At 34.8% G+C, this 17,782-nt stretch carries 20 protein-coding genes; all 20 read right to left on the bottom strand.

Features of this window, described 5'->3' with window-relative positions; genetic code table 11:
• On the bottom strand, positions 1-180 hold a 180-nt coding region (locus AAC852_RS13600; protein WP_340621484.1), incomplete at its 3' end, for a helix-turn-helix domain-containing protein.
• 279 nt (positions 181-459) lie between these two features.
• Positions 460-1,425 (bottom strand): GDP-L-fucose synthase, encoded by a 966-nt coding sequence (gene fcl / locus AAC852_RS13595; protein ID WP_340621468.1) that lies wholly within the window; start codon positions 1,423-1,425, stop codon positions 460-462.
• 5 nt (positions 1,426-1,430) lie between these two features.
• Positions 1,431-2,549 (bottom strand): GDP-mannose 4,6-dehydratase, encoded by a 1,119-nt coding sequence (gene gmd, locus AAC852_RS13590; protein WP_340621467.1) that lies wholly within the window; start codon positions 2,547-2,549, stop codon positions 1,431-1,433.
• A 22-nt stretch (positions 2,550-2,571) separates the two neighbouring features.
• Positions 2,572-3,561 carry a WaaS/CpsH family glycosyltransferase gene (locus tag AAC852_RS13585; RefSeq protein WP_340621466.1) on the bottom strand — a complete coding sequence of 330 codons (990 nt, stop codon included), beginning with the start codon at positions 3,559-3,561 and terminating at the stop codon, positions 2,572-2,574.
• Between the two features lie 6 nt (positions 3,562-3,567).
• A complete protein-coding gene (locus tag AAC852_RS13580; protein WP_340621465.1) occupies positions 3,568-4,701 on the bottom strand; it encodes an NAD-dependent epimerase/dehydratase family protein in 1,134 nt (377 codons plus the stop codon).
• 22 nt (positions 4,702-4,723) lie between these two features.
• Complete coding sequence (locus AAC852_RS13575) at positions 4,724-5,284, bottom strand: acyltransferase (protein WP_340621464.1); 561 nt, start codon at positions 5,282-5,284, stop codon at positions 4,724-4,726.
• Complete coding sequence (locus tag AAC852_RS13570) at positions 5,281-5,598, bottom strand: glycosyltransferase (protein WP_340621483.1); 318 nt, start codon at positions 5,596-5,598, stop codon at positions 5,281-5,283. The genes AAC852_RS13575 and AAC852_RS13570 overlap by 4 nt, the downstream gene beginning before the upstream one ends.
• Positions 5,583-6,389, bottom strand: a complete 807-nt coding sequence (locus AAC852_RS13565; protein WP_340621463.1) for a glycosyltransferase family protein — start codon at positions 6,387-6,389, stop codon at positions 5,583-5,585. The genes AAC852_RS13570 and AAC852_RS13565 overlap by 16 nt, the downstream gene beginning before the upstream one ends.
• Before the next feature lie 4 nt (positions 6,390-6,393).
• Positions 6,394-7,674 (bottom strand): hypothetical protein, encoded by a 1,281-nt coding sequence (locus AAC852_RS13560; protein WP_340621462.1) that lies wholly within the window; start codon positions 7,672-7,674, stop codon positions 6,394-6,396.
• The gene (locus AAC852_RS13555; protein ID WP_340621461.1) at positions 7,659-7,847 is read right to left on the bottom strand and encodes a hypothetical protein; all 189 of its coding nucleotides are present in this window, start codon (positions 7,845-7,847) and stop codon (positions 7,659-7,661) included. Before AAC852_RS13555 ends, AAC852_RS13560 begins: the two co-directional genes overlap by 16 nt.
• A 23-nt stretch (positions 7,848-7,870) precedes the next feature.
• Positions 7,871-8,203, bottom strand: a complete 333-nt coding sequence (locus AAC852_RS13550) for a glycosyltransferase (protein ID WP_340621460.1) — start codon at positions 8,201-8,203, stop codon at positions 7,871-7,873.
• Between the two features lie 323 nt (positions 8,204-8,526).
• Positions 8,527-9,480, bottom strand: coding sequence for a glycosyltransferase family 2 protein (locus tag AAC852_RS13545; protein ID WP_340621459.1), 954 nt, complete (start codon positions 9,478-9,480; stop codon positions 8,527-8,529).
• A gap of 284 nt (positions 9,481-9,764) precedes the next feature.
• Positions 9,765-10,775, bottom strand: coding sequence for an MATE family efflux transporter (locus AAC852_RS13540; protein ID WP_340621458.1), 1,011 nt, complete (start codon positions 10,773-10,775; stop codon positions 9,765-9,767).
• A 322-nt stretch (positions 10,776-11,097) separates the two neighbouring features.
• Positions 11,098-12,060 carry a GDP-mannose 4,6-dehydratase gene (locus tag AAC852_RS13535; RefSeq protein ID WP_340621457.1) on the bottom strand — a complete coding sequence of 321 codons (963 nt, stop codon included), beginning with the start codon at positions 12,058-12,060 and terminating at the stop codon, positions 11,098-11,100.
• Positions 12,057-12,914 carry an NAD-dependent epimerase/dehydratase family protein gene (locus AAC852_RS13530; RefSeq protein WP_340621456.1) on the bottom strand — a complete coding sequence of 286 codons (858 nt, stop codon included), beginning with the start codon at positions 12,912-12,914 and terminating at the stop codon, positions 12,057-12,059. Before AAC852_RS13530 ends, AAC852_RS13535 begins: the two co-directional genes overlap by 4 nt.
• A 31-nt stretch (positions 12,915-12,945) precedes the next feature.
• Complete coding sequence (gene rfbH / locus AAC852_RS13525) at positions 12,946-14,259, bottom strand: lipopolysaccharide biosynthesis protein RfbH (protein ID WP_340621455.1); 1,314 nt, start codon at positions 14,257-14,259, stop codon at positions 12,946-12,948.
• Between the two features lie 141 nt (positions 14,260-14,400).
• On the bottom strand, positions 14,401-15,453 hold the full coding sequence (gene rfbG / locus AAC852_RS13520; RefSeq protein WP_340621482.1) for a CDP-glucose 4,6-dehydratase: 1,053 nt from the start codon (positions 15,451-15,453) through the stop codon (positions 14,401-14,403).
• Positions 15,454-15,458: 5 nt separating this feature from the next.
• Positions 15,459-16,232, bottom strand: a complete 774-nt coding sequence (rfbF, locus tag AAC852_RS13515) for a glucose-1-phosphate cytidylyltransferase (protein ID WP_187649995.1) — start codon at positions 16,230-16,232, stop codon at positions 15,459-15,461.
• Between the two features lie 11 nt (positions 16,233-16,243).
• Positions 16,244-17,221: an FAD-binding oxidoreductase gene (locus tag AAC852_RS13510; protein WP_340621454.1), complete on the bottom strand. Its 978-nt coding sequence runs from the start codon at positions 17,219-17,221 to the stop codon at positions 16,244-16,246.
• 2 nt (positions 17,222-17,223) lie between these two features.
• Complete coding sequence (gene rfbC, locus AAC852_RS13505; RefSeq protein ID WP_340621453.1) at positions 17,224-17,772, bottom strand: dTDP-4-dehydrorhamnose 3,5-epimerase; 549 nt, start codon at positions 17,770-17,772, stop codon at positions 17,224-17,226.
• Positions 17,773-17,782: the final 10 nt, after the last annotated feature.

Here is a 17,782-nt window from a genome sequence, read left to right as displayed (position 1 = left end):
TTTCAGATGACGACTGACAGTGCTTTCATGAATACGTAAGGCCTGAGCAATCATCTGAGCAGTCCAGCCCTCGGAAGCCAAAAGAACCGCTTTGATGCGGTCGCGAACGCGTCCATCACGCGTTGTATCATGCATCAGTTCGAGGGCGTGTTTTTGGTCTGGTGTCAGATGAATTTTCATGGTTGCAAGCATGATCTGATTCGGATAAGAAATCAAGCATCTTCAATGATGATTGGTATAGATACAAAGAATAAATGGATTTTGTTAACATCTCCGAAACAGTAAAATTTTTCTAAAATAGTTATGGCCTGAGAACTACTATTATTTTGTATTCTTTGATAAAAAATTCTATAGTGCCTCAGGCTCCTTTATTAAACGAATCTCAGCTTACATTACTACTAGGCTACGAATACAAAAAGGGGTGTTCTTGAGAGAAAATTCCTTATCGAGTCAAGTAGTTTATTTGCGGAAATCCTCTTGATGTTTTAGAAACCATTGATAAGTCATCTGTAAACCGACTTTCAATTTTATTTGATGACACCAACCTAATTTTGTTAATCGAGTGATATCCATTAACTTACGTGGTGTGCCATCAGGTTTGCTGGTATCGAAAATTATTTTACCACTGAAACCAACTACATCTGCTATGGACTTAGCTATTTCACGAATCGTACAATCTTTTCCAGTACCGACGTTGATGTGTGAGAGCATTGGTTCAGTGTGTTCTAGGTAAATTGTGGTTGGTAATTCCATTACATATACGCTAGCAGCAGCCATATCGTCTACATGTAAAAATTCTCGCATGGGATTACCTGAACCCCATACAATAACCTCCCGCTCTCCTCGTATTTTTGCTTCATGGAAGCGCCGCATCAGAGCAGGTATTACATGAGAGTTTTCGGGATGGAAATTATCATGTTGTCCATACAGATTCGTTGGCATGATACTGCGATAATCACGATCATACTGACGGTTATAAGATTCACAAAGTTTAATACCCGCAATTTTGGCTATTGCATAAGGCTCGTTGGTAAGCTCAAGTGTTCCGGTTAGTAATTCTGATTCAGGCATTGGTTGTTGGGCTAACTTGGGATATATGCATGATGATCCCAAAAACAGCAATTTTTGTACTCCAAATTTATGTGCAGCATGAATTATATTGCATTCCATCATGAGATTTTCGTATATGAATTCGGCTGGGTAAGTATTATTGGCATGTATACCTCCAACCTTTGCTGCAGCTATATATACTTCATCAATTTGTTCTGAAGAGAAGAATGCATCGACGTCAATTTGACGAGATAAGTCCAATTCATTACGGGAACGCACTATTAGATCAATATCGTCTTTCATGGACAATTGACGGCATATGGCAGAACCAACCATTCCTCGGTGACCAGCTACAAATATACGCTTCTTATTCATAATGTTTAATTCTCAATTGATAGAGAGACATTAAAACCATTGGCTTTGAGTAGAGCATGTTGTTTAGCCTTATCCAGGTCTGAGGCCATCATTTCAGAACACATTTCTTCGACGGTTATTTCTGGCTCCCAGCCCAATTTAGTCTTAGCCTTAATTGGATCGCCTAGCAGGGTTTCAACTTCGGCTGGTCGGAAATAACGCGGATCGACTCTCACAATTATATCTCCAACTTTGAGTGCAGGTGAATTGGTTCCTGTTATTGCTATAACAGTAGCTATCTCGTTCACACCTTCCCCGCTAAATTTGAGCTCAATTCCAATTTCATTAGCAGACATTCTTACAAATTCACGTACTGAAATTTGTTTACCAGTTGCGATAACAAAGTCTTCTGGTTGTTCCTGTTGTAGCATTAACCACTGCATGCGAACATAATCTTTAGCATGTCCCCAGTCACGAAGTGCATCCATATTACCTAAATACAAACATTTTTCTAAGCCTTGTGCAATATTAGCAAGTGCACGAGTAATTTTACGAGTTACAAAGGTCTCGCCACGACGTGGAGATTCATGATTAAAGAGAATGCCATTACAAGCATACATATTATAGGATTCTCTATAGTTAATTGTAATCCAATAAGCATACATTTTAGCCACAGCATAGGGGGAGCGTGGATAAAAAGGAGTTGTCTCACGCTGAGGTACTTCTTGCACTAACCCATATAATTCAGAAGTAGAAGCTTGGTAAAAACGAGTTTTTTTTTCTAAGCCACATATTCGAATCGCTTCTAGTAAACGTAAAGTGCCTATGGCATCTACATCAGCAGTATATTCAGGCGATTCGAACGAAACAGCCACATGCGATTGAGCAGCAAGATTATAAATTTCATCAGGTTGGATTTCTTGGACTAAACGAATCAAATTTGATGTATCTGTTAAGTCACCATAGTGTAGGAATAAACGTGGATTGTCGTCATGGCGATCCTGATAGATGTGATCAACTCTCCCAGTGTTAAATAATGAGGATCGTCTTTTGATCCCATGTACTTCATATCCTTTTTCGAGTAAGAATTCTGTAAGATAGGAGCCATCTTGGCCTGTAATACCTGTGATTAATGCTTTTTTCATATTTGTAATGCACCATTGCTAATCATAGATTGGAGTATACGACTTCATTTAACCAAGTTGCCACTGAATAACGAGCTATAACTTTTTGCTCAATTGGATTTGGTGATTTTTTGAAAAAATCAAGAGGGATTTGAGGTTTTTTCCTATTTATCACAAATACATTTCCAGAATGAAACAGATCATACTCCCTAATACTTGGGTTTGTTGTGATCAGTTTTTTCCCAGAAGAAAGAACTTCCAATGTCCGTATTGTTAAGCCTCTTTGCCGTGGTCGTTCGATGTCAAGAATACAGTTAGAGTGACTAAATATTGAATACACATCTCTATTATCAAGAGGAATAAACTGAAACTCATTTATTTTACTAAATAAGTATCTAATATTTAACAATTTCCTACAATAAAACATTGCCTTATCCGTAACGTAACTATACCAATAACAACGGATATCTGCTGGTAATTGTTTTTTTATCTTATTGATAACAGTATATCGGTCACTATGGATAGTTCCAACAAAAGATAAATCATAGATACATGATAACTGTTTTATGGAGTTTCCTTTTGGAATGAAATTATCTATGAAAAACAAAGGCCTAAAAATTAAAGAATGATTATACGCATCTTGTTTATCAAAAGTATATATTTTATCGTAGGAGTGTTGGCACTCTAAAAATGTTGGAACAGATTCAATAGCATCCCATTGATAATTTATAAACTTTGCGGCAGGAAATTTATTTCTTAGTATAGAGAGCACATCTTTAGTTACTCCTTCCCCTTTTATTATTAAAACAAGATCGGGAATGAAGTCGCACAGTTCTGCTAATTGGTTAAGAAAAAATTTTGAGCATTTTTTTTTCACAAGAGATGGTGAAAGTCGGAGAATTACTTTATGAAAAAAAGATTCTGATGGTCTATCAGTTATAAAATATGTGTTATGTCCATCATTTTTCATTAATTCTACTAATCTATGAGAGTAACCAAAAAATTTTGGCCCAATTACAAGAATATTAGCCATAAATAGTCACTTAAATAAACCACGCGAAGACATTTCCATAACACTTTTTTCATAAATATCTTCCTGAATTGGTTGTTTCAAAACCCAAGAGCAGAAACTTTTTACACCAGATGAAAAATCAATTTTTGCTTTAAATTCAATTTCACGAGATGCTTTTTTTATGCATGCAAAATTGTGACGGATATCACCTAATCGATATCGACCAGAAATATTACACTCTACATTCATATTGTAGTTTTTCATTAACTCATGAAAAACGGTAAGTACAGGAATAGCTATACCGGTACCAACATTATATATTCCCGTTTTTGATTGATCTGATAAAACCGAATTTACTGTTGCATCAACAACATCGTCAATAAAAATGAAATCTCTACTTTCCATTCCATCTTCATAAATCTCTACTGAATTTCCATTCAAAATTCTTGTAGAGAATATAGATAAGATTCCAGTATATGGATTAGATAGAGATTGCCCAGGACCATATACATTTTGATATCGAAGTGCAATAGGGGATATCCCAATAGTGGGGCAAACGGTTATGACCATTTGTTCCTGTGTTTGCTTAGTGATACCATAAATAGAACTTGGATGAATTTTGGAGTCTTCATCTGTGGCGGTTATATGAAATGCATTTCCATTTTCTCTATCATAAAGTTCAAAGCGGCCAGCTCGAAGATCTGAACCTAAACGCGCAGAAGGATATACAGCTTCCCTATTATCATTAAGATATTTCCCTTCACCATATATAGCTCTTGAGGATGCAACGACAAATTTACGAACATTATTTTTATTATTAGCTAATATATCTAAAATTATTGCCGTCCCATTTACATTTACATCGACATACTTTTCAATTTCATACATAGATTGCCCTGTACCGGTTTCAGCAGCTAGATGAATAATTGCATCTTGCTCGAAAAGTAATTTTTCTAAACTAGATCTATCGCGAATATCCCCTAATACAAATATTGCTCGCTTATCTAAACTTTGAAAAAGAGGTGAAGTAATTAGTGGATTCTTCCCATGAATTTGCGGTGATAAATTATCAAAAACAGTAACTTGATGTCCTAATGCACAAAGTTTATTTGTCAGGTTAGAACCTATAAATCCTGCACCACCAGTGATAAATATTTTCATTTAAATAGTACCTATTATAAAATCAGGAATAAACTTTAACCCAAGATTTTGAATTAAAATCATAATGCATTATGATTTTTGCTGGCATACCACCGATTACTACATAATCAGGAAAAATGCCACGGACAACAGAGTTAGCAGCAATAACACATCCTTTTCCTAGATGAGTACCTGCTAATATTTTTGCTCCTGCACCTATAAATACATTCTCGTCAATAAATGTAGGTTTTGTATATATAGGTGTTTCTGAGACACTAAAGCCAATTTGTTTAGTGTCGTGGTCTATATCAGTTATTAACACATATGATGATATGAGACATCCACTAGAAATAATAATATTCTCTCCAGCAGATATATGAACACCATTACCAATAGAAACGTTATCCAAAATTTCTAGCTTTCCATTTTTATGAGATTCCATTCTTGCTCCAGGCATAATTCTCACATAATTTCCGATGTTGAATTTTTTTGTGCCTGATAGGTATGTAGCTGGTGCCACGTATGAAAACCAACCAATTTTTTTAAAAAAAAATCTATAAAAAAAAGTAGAAATAAGCCAATATAAGCGAAAAATATATTTCATTTTAGCATCATCTTCAAAAGGTCATCCCAGGAATTATAACAAGTATGATTAATGTTATTAATTTTACTTCCATCTGGAGCAACTCCATCTAACCACTTTTTAATAGCATTAATTAGAGATGAGGTTTCTTGAGGGTTAAACCAATATACATTTTCATAGTCACCGACTGTTTCGTGAGCATATGGTAAATCAGCTGCAAAAATTGGTTTTCTATATTTTTTAAACTCACTAATAGGTAGACCCCATGTTTCCATTAATGAAGGGAATACTAATGCATCACATGTTTCATAATAGGTACTTACCTCAGATTTAATCGCCCCAAAAATTGAAGGCCTTTCGTTTCTTGGTTATTATTTTTGATAGAGTGTTTAATTATATTAGATTCATTAACATTAATTGTGAGAAAAAATTCACAGTATGAAGCTAAATGTTTAGCTGATTTAATCAGAATATCATGATTCTTAAAATACCTAGGAAACGCAGGGTAAAATATTTTTCTTCTTTTAGATTTGTTATAGGGATTAGAACCTATATATAGGTCATTCTTGATGTTGTTTTTTGTAATAATTGGCTTTGCAATAATTACATTTGAAAGATCAAATAAAGTTTGGAACTCATTAGCAATCCAGTTTTGTTGAACAATGACGTTGTCATTCTTTCTAATATTAATCTTATAAAAGAATTTGTAAAATAGGCAAAATAGAAACTGTTTTTTATCTTTTAGGAAGTCCTTAATAGGGAATTTAATGAAAATAGATGGATTATGGCAATAAACATACCTTTTTTTTGAAAAAACGTTAGGGGTAATATCATGAAGTGAAAACCAAACAAATGGTTTTAATAACAGTGAGATAAAAAACAAATGGATGTATTCATAATATAATCTAAAGAACCATGATTTCTTAGAGAGTGGGTAATAAATGAACTTAATATTATTTGATTTATCTAAGCTTATTCCTTTTAATACGTTTTTTTTTGAAAGTAAAAAAATGAAATCATATTCATGATATTTTTCAGATGAGATCGCATTAATTAATTGATGTAAAATGGTTAATGCTCCTCCATCTACAATGTTTATTGCTGAGACTACTATTTTTTTTCTCATAAAATTAAGTTTTCCGATTTTTTAATTCAGTAAATATATATAATTGTATGGCGATAAAAAATATACTGTTAAAAGAAAAATAACCATAACCACGAAATAAAAGCTCAATAAAAAAAGAGCACGATAATACAAATGATAATTTCAATTTATGTATTCCATCACTATTATTAATAGGAATAGAATGGAGTTTGAATTTAGATATATAAAATTTTAATTTGATAAGTTGCTTAATAAAATAAATAAAAAAAACCATACCAACAAAACCAAGTTCAGATATGAACTTAGAAAAAATAAAACCCCCGTCATGTAAGTTAAGATAACCTCCTGCGAGTTTATATATTTTCTCAGAAATTGCTAGCGGGGCGTTTTCGCCCATTCGTTGAAACCCCAAGCCTAAACCATTAGTGGAAATTAGCGAATGCCATATTTCTTGCCACCCTTGTATATATACTAAAGTGGAAATATTTGTACTGCTTTCTGAAAAATTTGATAGCCTGAACTTGACATAGTCAAAATATGAAAAATTATCATTAATAAGACTAATGAATAATATTGCTGTGCTGGAAATACCAAATAATATAAATTTATCTAATTTTTTTTTATTTTCATCTAAGAGAAAACATAGAACAACTACAGCCATTAAAGTTAGATTTGGTAATGCAATTGCAAGTGCGGATAAATTGATAATAATAAAAAATTTAATTTTTCTAGATTCCATCATAAAAACTGATGGAGCAAAAAAAGCTATAGCTAAAGCATAATGGCTTGGTTCATAAAATGGAAACACTCCATGGAGCAACAAATTGTAAACTGGTATAATATCGTAAAAAATAATACTAAGCCATCCTAATAAGATGTTCAAATAGATAAATTTTCGCATAATGCTTAGAAGATATGCAAAAGGTAAATGTTTAAATGCGTTATAATAAATTATTATATATAATAACGATAAGAACAAAAGTAGAAATGATAATATGGCTTTTATAGATAGTGATTGATTTAATATATATGCGATACAAGATTGTATAATTAATATCCCTAAAAAAAATGATAGTGGGACAATTAATAGCCTATTTATTTTTAAATAATTGCCTAGATAGAGAAATAGCAATGGTATAAAAATAAGCAAGACTGCAAATATTCCTGTCGATGGAGATGTTTGATTTAGAAGAACAAAGGTGAGATGAGGAACATAGATTATAGCTAAAGAAATACATGCTAGGTATCCTGTTACATGTTTATTTGAATTGACGTTTTTTAATTTTATTGCTATTTCACTGTCCATTTTTTTTGTTTTCCTATGCAAATTCTATAAGCATCAGCAAAAATATAAACTATTTTTTTAGGTAATACTTTGCTAAATAATAATTTAAAAAATGTTTTTGTGATTTCATATAGAAAAATAGATATTGGAGGCTTGATTCCAAGCATTTCATTCATTTTTTTTGTCTCTAGCATAATTTTTTCAGCTGAACCAAGATTTATTCTGATGCTAACAATAGAGTATCATTGGAAAAAAAATTATCTCCAGCACCAATAAATATAATCCAGTCTCCACTTACCATCTTTAATGCCTTATTCCAAGCATTATAGATCCCATCGTCTTTCTCACTTATCCAATGTTTTATTATATCTTGGTTGTTAATTATGAGATCTTTTGTTCCATCACCAGAGGCATTATCAACAATTATCCATTCAAAATTTTTGAATTTTTGGTTTCTAATTGATTTTATTGTTACTGGAAGTAACTCTACAGCTTGATATGTTGATGTTACTATTGAAATTAACGGCTTATTGAGTTCCGTGATGTTCATTATCTTTTGCTCTTTATTTACTGTTTACATTAAGGTTAATGTACAAGATCATATTTGTGCTTAAAAAATACTCAAGACCGGAAATGATATTTTTGGAGTCCATATCTAACTGGCCGTACAGAGGATCTCACCATGATTAATACGAGCGAATAGCTGCGGTTACTCGTTTAGCATCATTTGCTAACGGTTAATATAAAAAACTAATTAAATTATTTTAATATTAATGTAGTCATACAAGAAATATAGAATAAGCGATTGAAAATATATACATATTTAAATATTGAATAAATTACAAATTCATATATCTTATTGATAATATTATGTTAACGATTTGACTTTGCCAAGTTAATTTTATTCATTATATTTTTGATAACTAGATAAAAGGATAACTTTAATGATGGGAGTGGGACATATTCACCATATAATTTTTGCATTAATTTTCGGTTACTCCAATGTTTAGTGATACACATTCGTTGAATCCATGTTAAGGACGAAAGCTGTTTGATAGTATGTGGTGTTTGATATTTTTTGGCAAACCACATTCTTGCTTGTTGATATCTATCAAATAGATCAATTTTTCTCATAGTAATAGAAATAGATTCGCTATGATCTCTAAAGAATACTAGAGGTTTATCAATAAAAGTAATTTTAGGGTAATGTATGGCTGTTTTTAAAAACAATAATAAATCAGGTCCTGCACCATGGGAGCAAAAATCTGAAAAAGTTGGTGATTCAATATCGTTGACTAAATTTTTCTTAAGATCTGAAAGTCTAAATAAAGCACATCCAGGGGAAACAGGCACATTTCTATTAAACAACAAATCATCTATAAATTTTAAAGACGGATAATGGTTAGAATTGCCATAGCGATAGAATGCTTTCTCTTTTTCATCGTACTTTTTACCTATGATAACTGATGAAAATACAAAAGCTGTTTCTTCAGAAAAAACATTTATAGATTCTTCAATATAGGTTGGTGAAATTAAATCATCAGACCAGAGTATTTTGGCATATTCTCCTTGTGCATACTCGAAACATTTTTTCCAGTTATTCACTGGCCCTAAATTATAACTATTTCTATATGTTTTTACCCGATTGTCTTTAGCCGAGTGTTTATTGCAAATGTCCCAGGTGTGATCTTCACTGGCATTATCTACAATTATAATTTCAATATTTGGGTAACTTTGGTTTAGTGCACTATTAATGGTTTCGCTAATATATTTTTCTCTGTTATATACAGGTATAAGAATACTAACCAATGGTTTTGAATTACACATATCTTAATTCCTTCACTTTCTTTCTATAGAAAATTGGTAGAAAAATAACAACAGTTAATATAAAAGAAATTATTAGTCCAATTAGTATGCCATAAATCTTGAATTTGCCTGCTAAATACCACTGTAGTCCAAAGCTTAAGGTTGCTTGAAATGGTACAATTAACCAGAGTGGTTTTAATTCGTTCATGCTTTGTAACAACATTGCATATGTATCACTCCATACACGGATAGAAAAGTATGCAGCAAATAATAAAAAAATACTAAGAGGTATGTCTGAAGAGATATTATTTGCTATTAATTATGGGTTCTCTGAATGTATATAGGGATACAGTAGATACTAAAACTAATAAGATACCAGATAATATATATATATTTACAAGCTTATTTAGTGAGTCCCACTTTTTCATAACTCTTAATTCGACACAGACCGGCCAAACAGCTTGTAAAAGGGCTGTATATATGAAGGAGATTAATCCGAATAATTTCATAATTATGACATATATCACTATATCCTGAGATGATAATTTTTGTGACATAACAATAGAATCGGCCTGAAGAACTATGGTAGCAATGGTTGTGAAAAACCAAAAATGTAATGATCTTCGTATAATGGCCCTTTTTATTGATGAATCTAATTTTGTTTCTTTTTCCTTAGTAAAGGTGCTATGCATTATCCTTATCAGAAAGAAACAGCTTGATATAACAGCTAAAGGTCCAAAAAAAACAATTATCAACCAATCTACTCGATACTTAATGCCATATTTATTAAATAAAAACACAAATAGTAAACCTAATATAGATGATAGTGTAATGATTATATTCGCATACCATCCTTTTTGCTCCGCGTACCAAATTTTAAAAATAATTGAACCGAAGCTTGTCAATAAAAAAATCATAATAGCGATAAAAAATAAATATGGCTTGCTATGTCCTCCATGAGATATATAATTTTGTAGATACAAAGGCGCTAAATTATCAGATAACGGAATGCTTATTACTATAAAGAATAGTAGAAATATTATGCTAGATATTCCACAATATTTAATAAAGCTATCATAGTTGAGGCCAACAGCTCTTTTTTCTGAAATATAATTTTGCAAGGAATTACCTATACCAAAATCAAATAATGCAGTCCATGCTATCAGAGCGGATAAAAGAGAGAAGGTTGCATATCCATTTTCACCTAAGGAATTTATAATAAATTTGATACAAATGATCTGCACTACTGCAGATATTATTCTAGATAACCATGCCGAACCTGCAACTAAAATATGAGATGGAATTTTAATCAGCATTTAAATGTTCCATATTAATGTAATTATCTCAATAGTATTTACTTTTAGATAATATAAAAATAATCAAAAGAAAGCATCGCTTTGAAGTTGATTACTTACGTTATTCCTAATAAATTAAGTTTCAGTAGTACTGTTTATCCAGAAACATACTCTTTCAACTACTCAGTTACTATAAGAAATTTATTGACTATGGAGCAATGCAGCAATCCTTCTTTTTTATCTTATATCTTGAGATGGTAAGACTAATTTGTTACTTAGTATCATATAAGAACTCATTTCTCCTTTGGTTACAGTGTACTACCTAATTATTATTGATAAATAGTCATATCGTTTCGCACCATTCAATCATATTTTTAATTCCCTCTGTTTTTTGAACAGAAGGTTGCCATTGAATGATTTTTTTTATTTTTGTGATATCAGAGACAAAGATTTTTTGATCACTTTCTCTTACAGGAAGATTAGTATATTGTAATTTTACGCCTGTATTCTTCTCCAGTAGAATAAATAATTCTAAAAGTGATATTTTGTAAAGTGCTGAAAAATATAAATCAATCATATCCTCTGCATGAAGAACATCGCGAACTTGTTTGCCATTCCCAGAAATAGTAAATGGTTTTTTAGTGCCTCTCTTAGTTTCCAGAGCTTTTTGGCAAAACCAGCCTATCCATCCTTGATCATAAGTTGCAAATTGGCGACCACCGTACATGGATGAGTGTCGAAACACTGCCGTTTTCAATCCAAAAATTCGTGCATAATCCAGCATGTATTGGTCAGCAGCCCCTTTAGAGCAGCCATAGGGAGAGTGAAAGTTTAATTGAATTGATTCATCAAATCCATCTGGTTTTTCTACACATTCATAGCGGGTCTTAGTTTCACGATATGTGTATTGTTCCAAATCACCATAAACTTTATTTGTGGAGGAGTAGATAATTCCACAATTAGGATTATACAACCGAATAGTTTCTAATAAGTTAAATGTTCCACCAACATTAACTTCAAAATCCATTTGAGGATTATTTATTGAAGTTGTCATGGCAACTTGACCAGCTAGGTGAAAGATGCTGTCGGGTAAATAATTTTTGATAACATGGGAGACATCATTTTTATTGCGTATATCACCATGTACAAATGTTAATTTACCTTGGGACAATAGCCAGTTAAGGTTATCAATTGAACCATACCGTGATAAATTATCAAAAACTATTACGTTCATGCCTAATTTAAGCGCGTGGGAAGCTAGATTACTACCCAAGAAACCACAGCCACCTGTGATTAACAATTTCATATTATTTCCTTTTTGAGCATATCTTTAACTGCTTCTTCTAGTGAAAATAAAGGATACCATCCTAGCGAAGATAAAGTTCCTATATTTGCACAACTATGCATCAACTCATTATCCCGCATAGGAAGAGAACCAAATTCAATCTTAGACTTGCTGCCTATCTTTGTTGCAATGGTTTCTACAAATGTTCTTATTGGAATTGCTAAACCAGATCCTATATCTAGGTTCTGGTTTTTTTCAATTTTATCCATATTGGATACCAAAACCTGAAAAGCACGTATCAAATCTTTGATATAAATAAAATCTCTTAATTGAGTACCTTCTGTCAATTTGAGAGGGAGATTATATATACATTGATAAAAAACATAAGTCGTAAATTTAGTAATATCATCAGATGGACCAAAGAAGTGCTCCAGTCGGACATTAATAAATTTACATGAACCTGAAGAGGTGAAGTTTTTTGCTAAATCAACAAATTGATTTTTTGTCAATGCATATGTACTTACTTCTGGAGGAAGAGATGTACCACAGTTAATGAACGTATATGGTCTTTCCTTTCCTAGACATTCGAGCAACATTATCGGAAATGTGATATTTGCATTAACAATATCTTGAAATGACTCATTTTTACGACCATAAAGTGCGGCTGTATGAATTATAACTTCAGGATTAAAATCTTGGATGGCATCACGCCATTGCTCATTATCAAGATTGATTAGCTGTACTTGATCAGCATAGGAGAGTCGAGCTAGAGAAGAGTCTGTTCGAATAGTGCCTGCTACTTCGTGCTCGGAAATAAAGGCATTAGCCAGTTGGCTACCTAAATAGCCACTAATTCCAGTAATTAATATGCGCATGAACAAACGGGGGAAGAGCCCCCGCCTCAATTTAGAAGCTAACCCCAAAGAATTCTTCAAACTTAGCAATGACATAATCCAAGTGATCTTTAGTCAAGCCAGGATAAATACCAATCCAGAATGTTTGGTGCATGATACGGTCGGTATTAGTCAACTCACCAACCACACGATACTCGCGGTTAGCAAAATAAGGTTGACGAGTCAAATTTCCGGCAAACAACAAACGAGTACCGATTTTGGCTTCATCAAAGAACTTGAGCAGTTCAACACGGTTAATTCCACTGGTTTCTTTTAATGTGATAGGGAAACCAAACCAAGAAGGTTCTGAATTTTCGGTTGCTTCAGGTAATTCAAGGAACTCGGTGCAGTTTGCCAGCCCTGCTTTCAGATAGGCAAAGTTAGCCTTACGCTGTTCAACAAATTCTTCAACGCGCTCCAATTGAGCCAGCCCACAGGCAGCCTGCATGTCGGTGATCTTCAAGTTGTAACCGAGATGAGAATAGGTGTACTTGTGATCATAACCATGAGGCAATGACCCCAGTTGCTGCCCAAAACGTTTGCCACAGGTATTATCGCAGCCGGGTGCACAATAACAATCACGTCCCCAATCACGGAAAGATTCAATAATCGTTTTCAGTTTAGCTGACTTAGTGAACACAGCACCACCTTCACCCATAGTAATATGGTGCGCAGGATAGAAGCTAACGGTGCCAATATCACCGAATGTTCCAACCATTTTTCCATCATAACGAGTGCCGAGAGCATCACAGCAGTCTTCAATAAGCCATAATTTGTATTTATCAGCTATGCGGCGTACTTCAGCCAAATTAAATGGGTTACCCAATGTGTGGGCGACCATGATAGCTTTAGTTTTTTCAGTGACGGCAGCTTCAATTAGTGTTGAGTCAATGTTGTAAGTTGGAATATCTACATCGACAAAGACAGGAATAAGGCCGTTTTGAATAGATGGGTTAACAGTCGTTGGAAAGCCGGCTGCTACAGTGATGACTTCATCCCCTGGTTTCAGCGCACGTTCTCCCAATTTGTGAGATGTCAAAGCCGTTAATGCTAACAGGTTAGCAGATGAACCTGATGTTGTGGTTAGCACATGGGGTACGCCAATATACTCACCTAGTTTTTTCTCAAAGGCATCATTAAAACGCCCGGTAGTCAGCCAACCATCTAGTGATGCTTCAACCATTAGTTGCAGTTCTCGGGAGCCGATTACTTTACCAGAAGGTGGTACTACGCTAGTACCTGCTACAAAAGGTTTAGGCGCCATTGCCTCCTCTGCATACTGAGCAACCAGTGAGGAGATCTGTTCACGCAATGCTTGAGCACTCATTAATTCATTTCCTGTCAATCGATGGTATTACTTGTTCTTGTCAGCAATATAAAAGGGGGAAATATGTTACGGCTACATAGGTTAAAAGCCATATATACCCTATCTCCTGAAATCTGTAGGTATAACCGTAACAAAGTTACCTTATTGTGCCGCCATATAATCGCGGATTTCACGAAGTGAAACTTCACGCATATCTTCACCGGACAACCATGCTTTATGCCAGTTGACGATACGTTCTAGCGTATTAACTAAATCCCAGCGCGGATGCCAATTCATTCTTACTTTAGCTTTGGAGCAATCTAGCTTGAGGTAATGAGCTTCATGTGGATGTTCTGTACCATCAAGTTGCCAAGTAGCACTTTCTCCCCATAATTGGATCATGGTTTCAACGATAAACTGAACTGGTTTGGCATCATTGTCATTGGGGCCAAAGTTCCATCCCTCGGCAAAGTTACAGCCATCTTTATAAAGATGTTGAGCTAGCAGTAGATAGCCGGAAAGTGGTTCTAGAACGTGTTGCCATGGACGAATCGAGTATGGATTGCGAATAACTACAGGTTCGTTATTCTGGAAAGAACGTAAAATATCTGGGATCAGTCGATCTTTAGCCCAATCACCACCGCCGATAACATTACCAGCACGAACTGAGGCCAAAGCAACTCCATGATGTGCGTAATCTTTGGGACTAAAGAAAGAGCTACGGTAGGCCGAAGCTACTAGTTCTGCACATCCTTTACTATTGGAGTAAGGATCGTAGCCACCCATTGCTTCATTTTCACGATATCCCCAAACCCATTCTTTATTTTCGTAGCATTTATCACTGGTGATATTTACAACAGCTTTAACTCCCTCAATCTGTTTGATGGTTTCTAGTAGATAGACAGTACCCATTACATTGGTGGAATAGGTTTCAACTGGGTTATCGTAGGAGAGCCTTACTAAAGGCTGAGCAGCCATATGAAAGACTATTTCGGGTTTGAAGTCAGCCATGGCTTGACGTAGATGGAAGAAATCGAGTAATCCTTTGTAAACACTTGCTGTTTCAAATAGGCTGGGCTCAGTTGGGGCAGGGAGTGAATAGCCACGAACAGTTGCCCCCATCTCTTCAAGCCAGAGGGAAAGCCAACCACCTTTAAAACCGGTATGACCAGTAAGGAAAACACGCTTTCCGCTCCAGAAGTTCACATCAATCACAGTGTTTACTCCCAAATTTTCCAAGGGGCCTGTTCTTTTAACCATAACTCTTCAAGATGATGCTTGTCGCGTAGAGTATCCATCGGTTGCCAGAATCCTGTATGTTCATATGCCATCAATTCCCCTTGTTCTGCCAAAGTCATCAAAGGTTCCTGTTCCCAGATAGTGGCATCGTTATTGATAAGATTAATTACCTTAGGATTGAGTACAAAGAAACCGCCATTAATCATGGCCCCATCTCCTTTGGGTTTCTCTTTGAAGGAACGGATCTGTTTATTTTGGATATCAAGTGCTCCAAATCGTCCAGGAGGGAAAGTTGCGGTAAGGGTAGCTAATTTCCCATGGCTACGATGAAAATCTATAGTACCCTGGATATCCACGTCGGCAACACCATCTCCATAGGTAAATAGAAAAGCATCATCGTTTTTTACATATTCTGCTACTCGTTTTAGACGACCACCAGTCATAGAGGCATCTCCGGTATCAACTAACGTTACATTCCAAGGCTCTGCTCGTTTTTCGTGAACTTCCATTCGATTTTCTGTCATACGGAATGTTACGTCAGACATATGCAGGAAATAGTTGGCAAAATATTCCTTGATAACATATCCCTTGTAGCCACAGCAGATAATAAAGTCATTGATGCCATGAGCAGAATACATTTTCATGATATGCCACAAGATAGGCTTGCCACCAATTTCTACCATTGGTTTCGGTTTTACGATAGTTTCTTCGCTTAGGCGAGTACCCAGCCCACCGGCAAGAATTACAGCCTTCATTATTTCCTCATTTATTTAGATACGGTAAATGCATCAGAGAAGAAGTGTTTGCCAGACAGTTCTTTTTTTACAAAATCAGCTCTTGCAGCTTCAATCATCATTGGGGAACCACAAGCATACACGGCAAATGTTGAGAGGCTATGAAAATCCTCTATTACTGCTTTATGTACGAATCCTTTTCTTCCTGACCATTGAGAATCTTCACCAGATATGACTGGTACATAACGTATATTTTCGTGTTTATCTGCCCATTCTATTGGGAGATTCGAGTAGAAATCAGAGCTATTGTTCATTCCCCAATAGATGTGAATATCGCGTTTGGAATCTTGTTGAATAAGTTTTTCAACCATAGACTTAACTGGAGCAAATCCTGTGCCGCCAGCAAGAAAAATAATGGGGCGTACATCGTCTCTGACAAAGAAAGTTCCCATTGGCCCTTCTAACCTCAATAAGGTATTTATAGCCAAGTTATTAAACAAGAGGCCACTCATAGCACCATTATTGACTCGGCGAATATGTAACTCAATTCCATCTTGAATATTAGCGTTAGCGATGGAGTAACTACGTACTATCCCTTGATAATGTAGATTGATGTATTGACCAGGTAGGAATGCAAAAGATGCAGTGGGTGGCAGCCTAAATTTAATGATTATATATTCATCCGCTATTATATTAGTTGAACTAACTTTGCAGGGAACAATCTTTTGTGTTATCTCAGCAAGTTCCGGGTAATATTCAGCTTCTATAGTAACCTCGTCAGAGGTAGGCTTGCATTGACAAGTTAGAAAACGATCGCCAGTTTTGTAGACATTCTCTTGTTTATCGGATACTTCCCCAGCAATCAAAACGGATTCACACATACCACACGAACCATTCTTGCAGCTATACTCTAGTACCACGCCAGATTCTAGAGCGGACTCCAGAACTGTCTTACTTTTTATTGCCCTGAATGTGATTTGAGAAGGAGATAGTTTAACTGTTGTGGTCATATTTACTCAAAACATTGTGCGTTTTTAAATGCTGGAGCTGTTTGGTCTTTAGCTGAAAGTTGAGGGGTTATCTCTAAAGGCCATTCAATCGCAAGTTTTTCATCATTCCACATTATACTGCCTTCATATTGTGGCGCATAATAATTAGTTGTTTTATAAAGAAACTCAGCTGTGTCACTGAGTGTTAAAAATCCATGAGCAAATCCCTCAGGAATCCAAAAATGGCGTTTATTGTCAGCACTCAGATTAACCCCAATCCATTGCCCAAATGTGGGAGAATTCTTGCGAATATCAACAGCTACATCAAAAACTTCGCCTGATATACAGCGCACCAGTTTCCCTTGAGTGTAAGGTTCTAACTGATAATGAAGCCCACGTAATACTCCTTTACTGGATTTAGAGTGATTATCTTGAACAAATGTTACGGAGCGTCCAACAGCTTCTTCAAAGACTTTCTGATTGAAACTTTCGAAGAAAAAACCGCGCTCGTCTCCAAATACCTTAGGTTCGAATATTAATACATCAGGGATTGCTGTTTTAATTACATTCATCGGGGGAAAT

The organism is Xenorhabdus siamensis, assembly GCF_037996745.1.
Classification (GTDB): domain Bacteria; phylum Pseudomonadota; class Gammaproteobacteria; order Enterobacterales; family Enterobacteriaceae; genus Xenorhabdus; species Xenorhabdus indica.
This window is presented reverse-complemented; position numbering and strand designations above follow the sequence as displayed.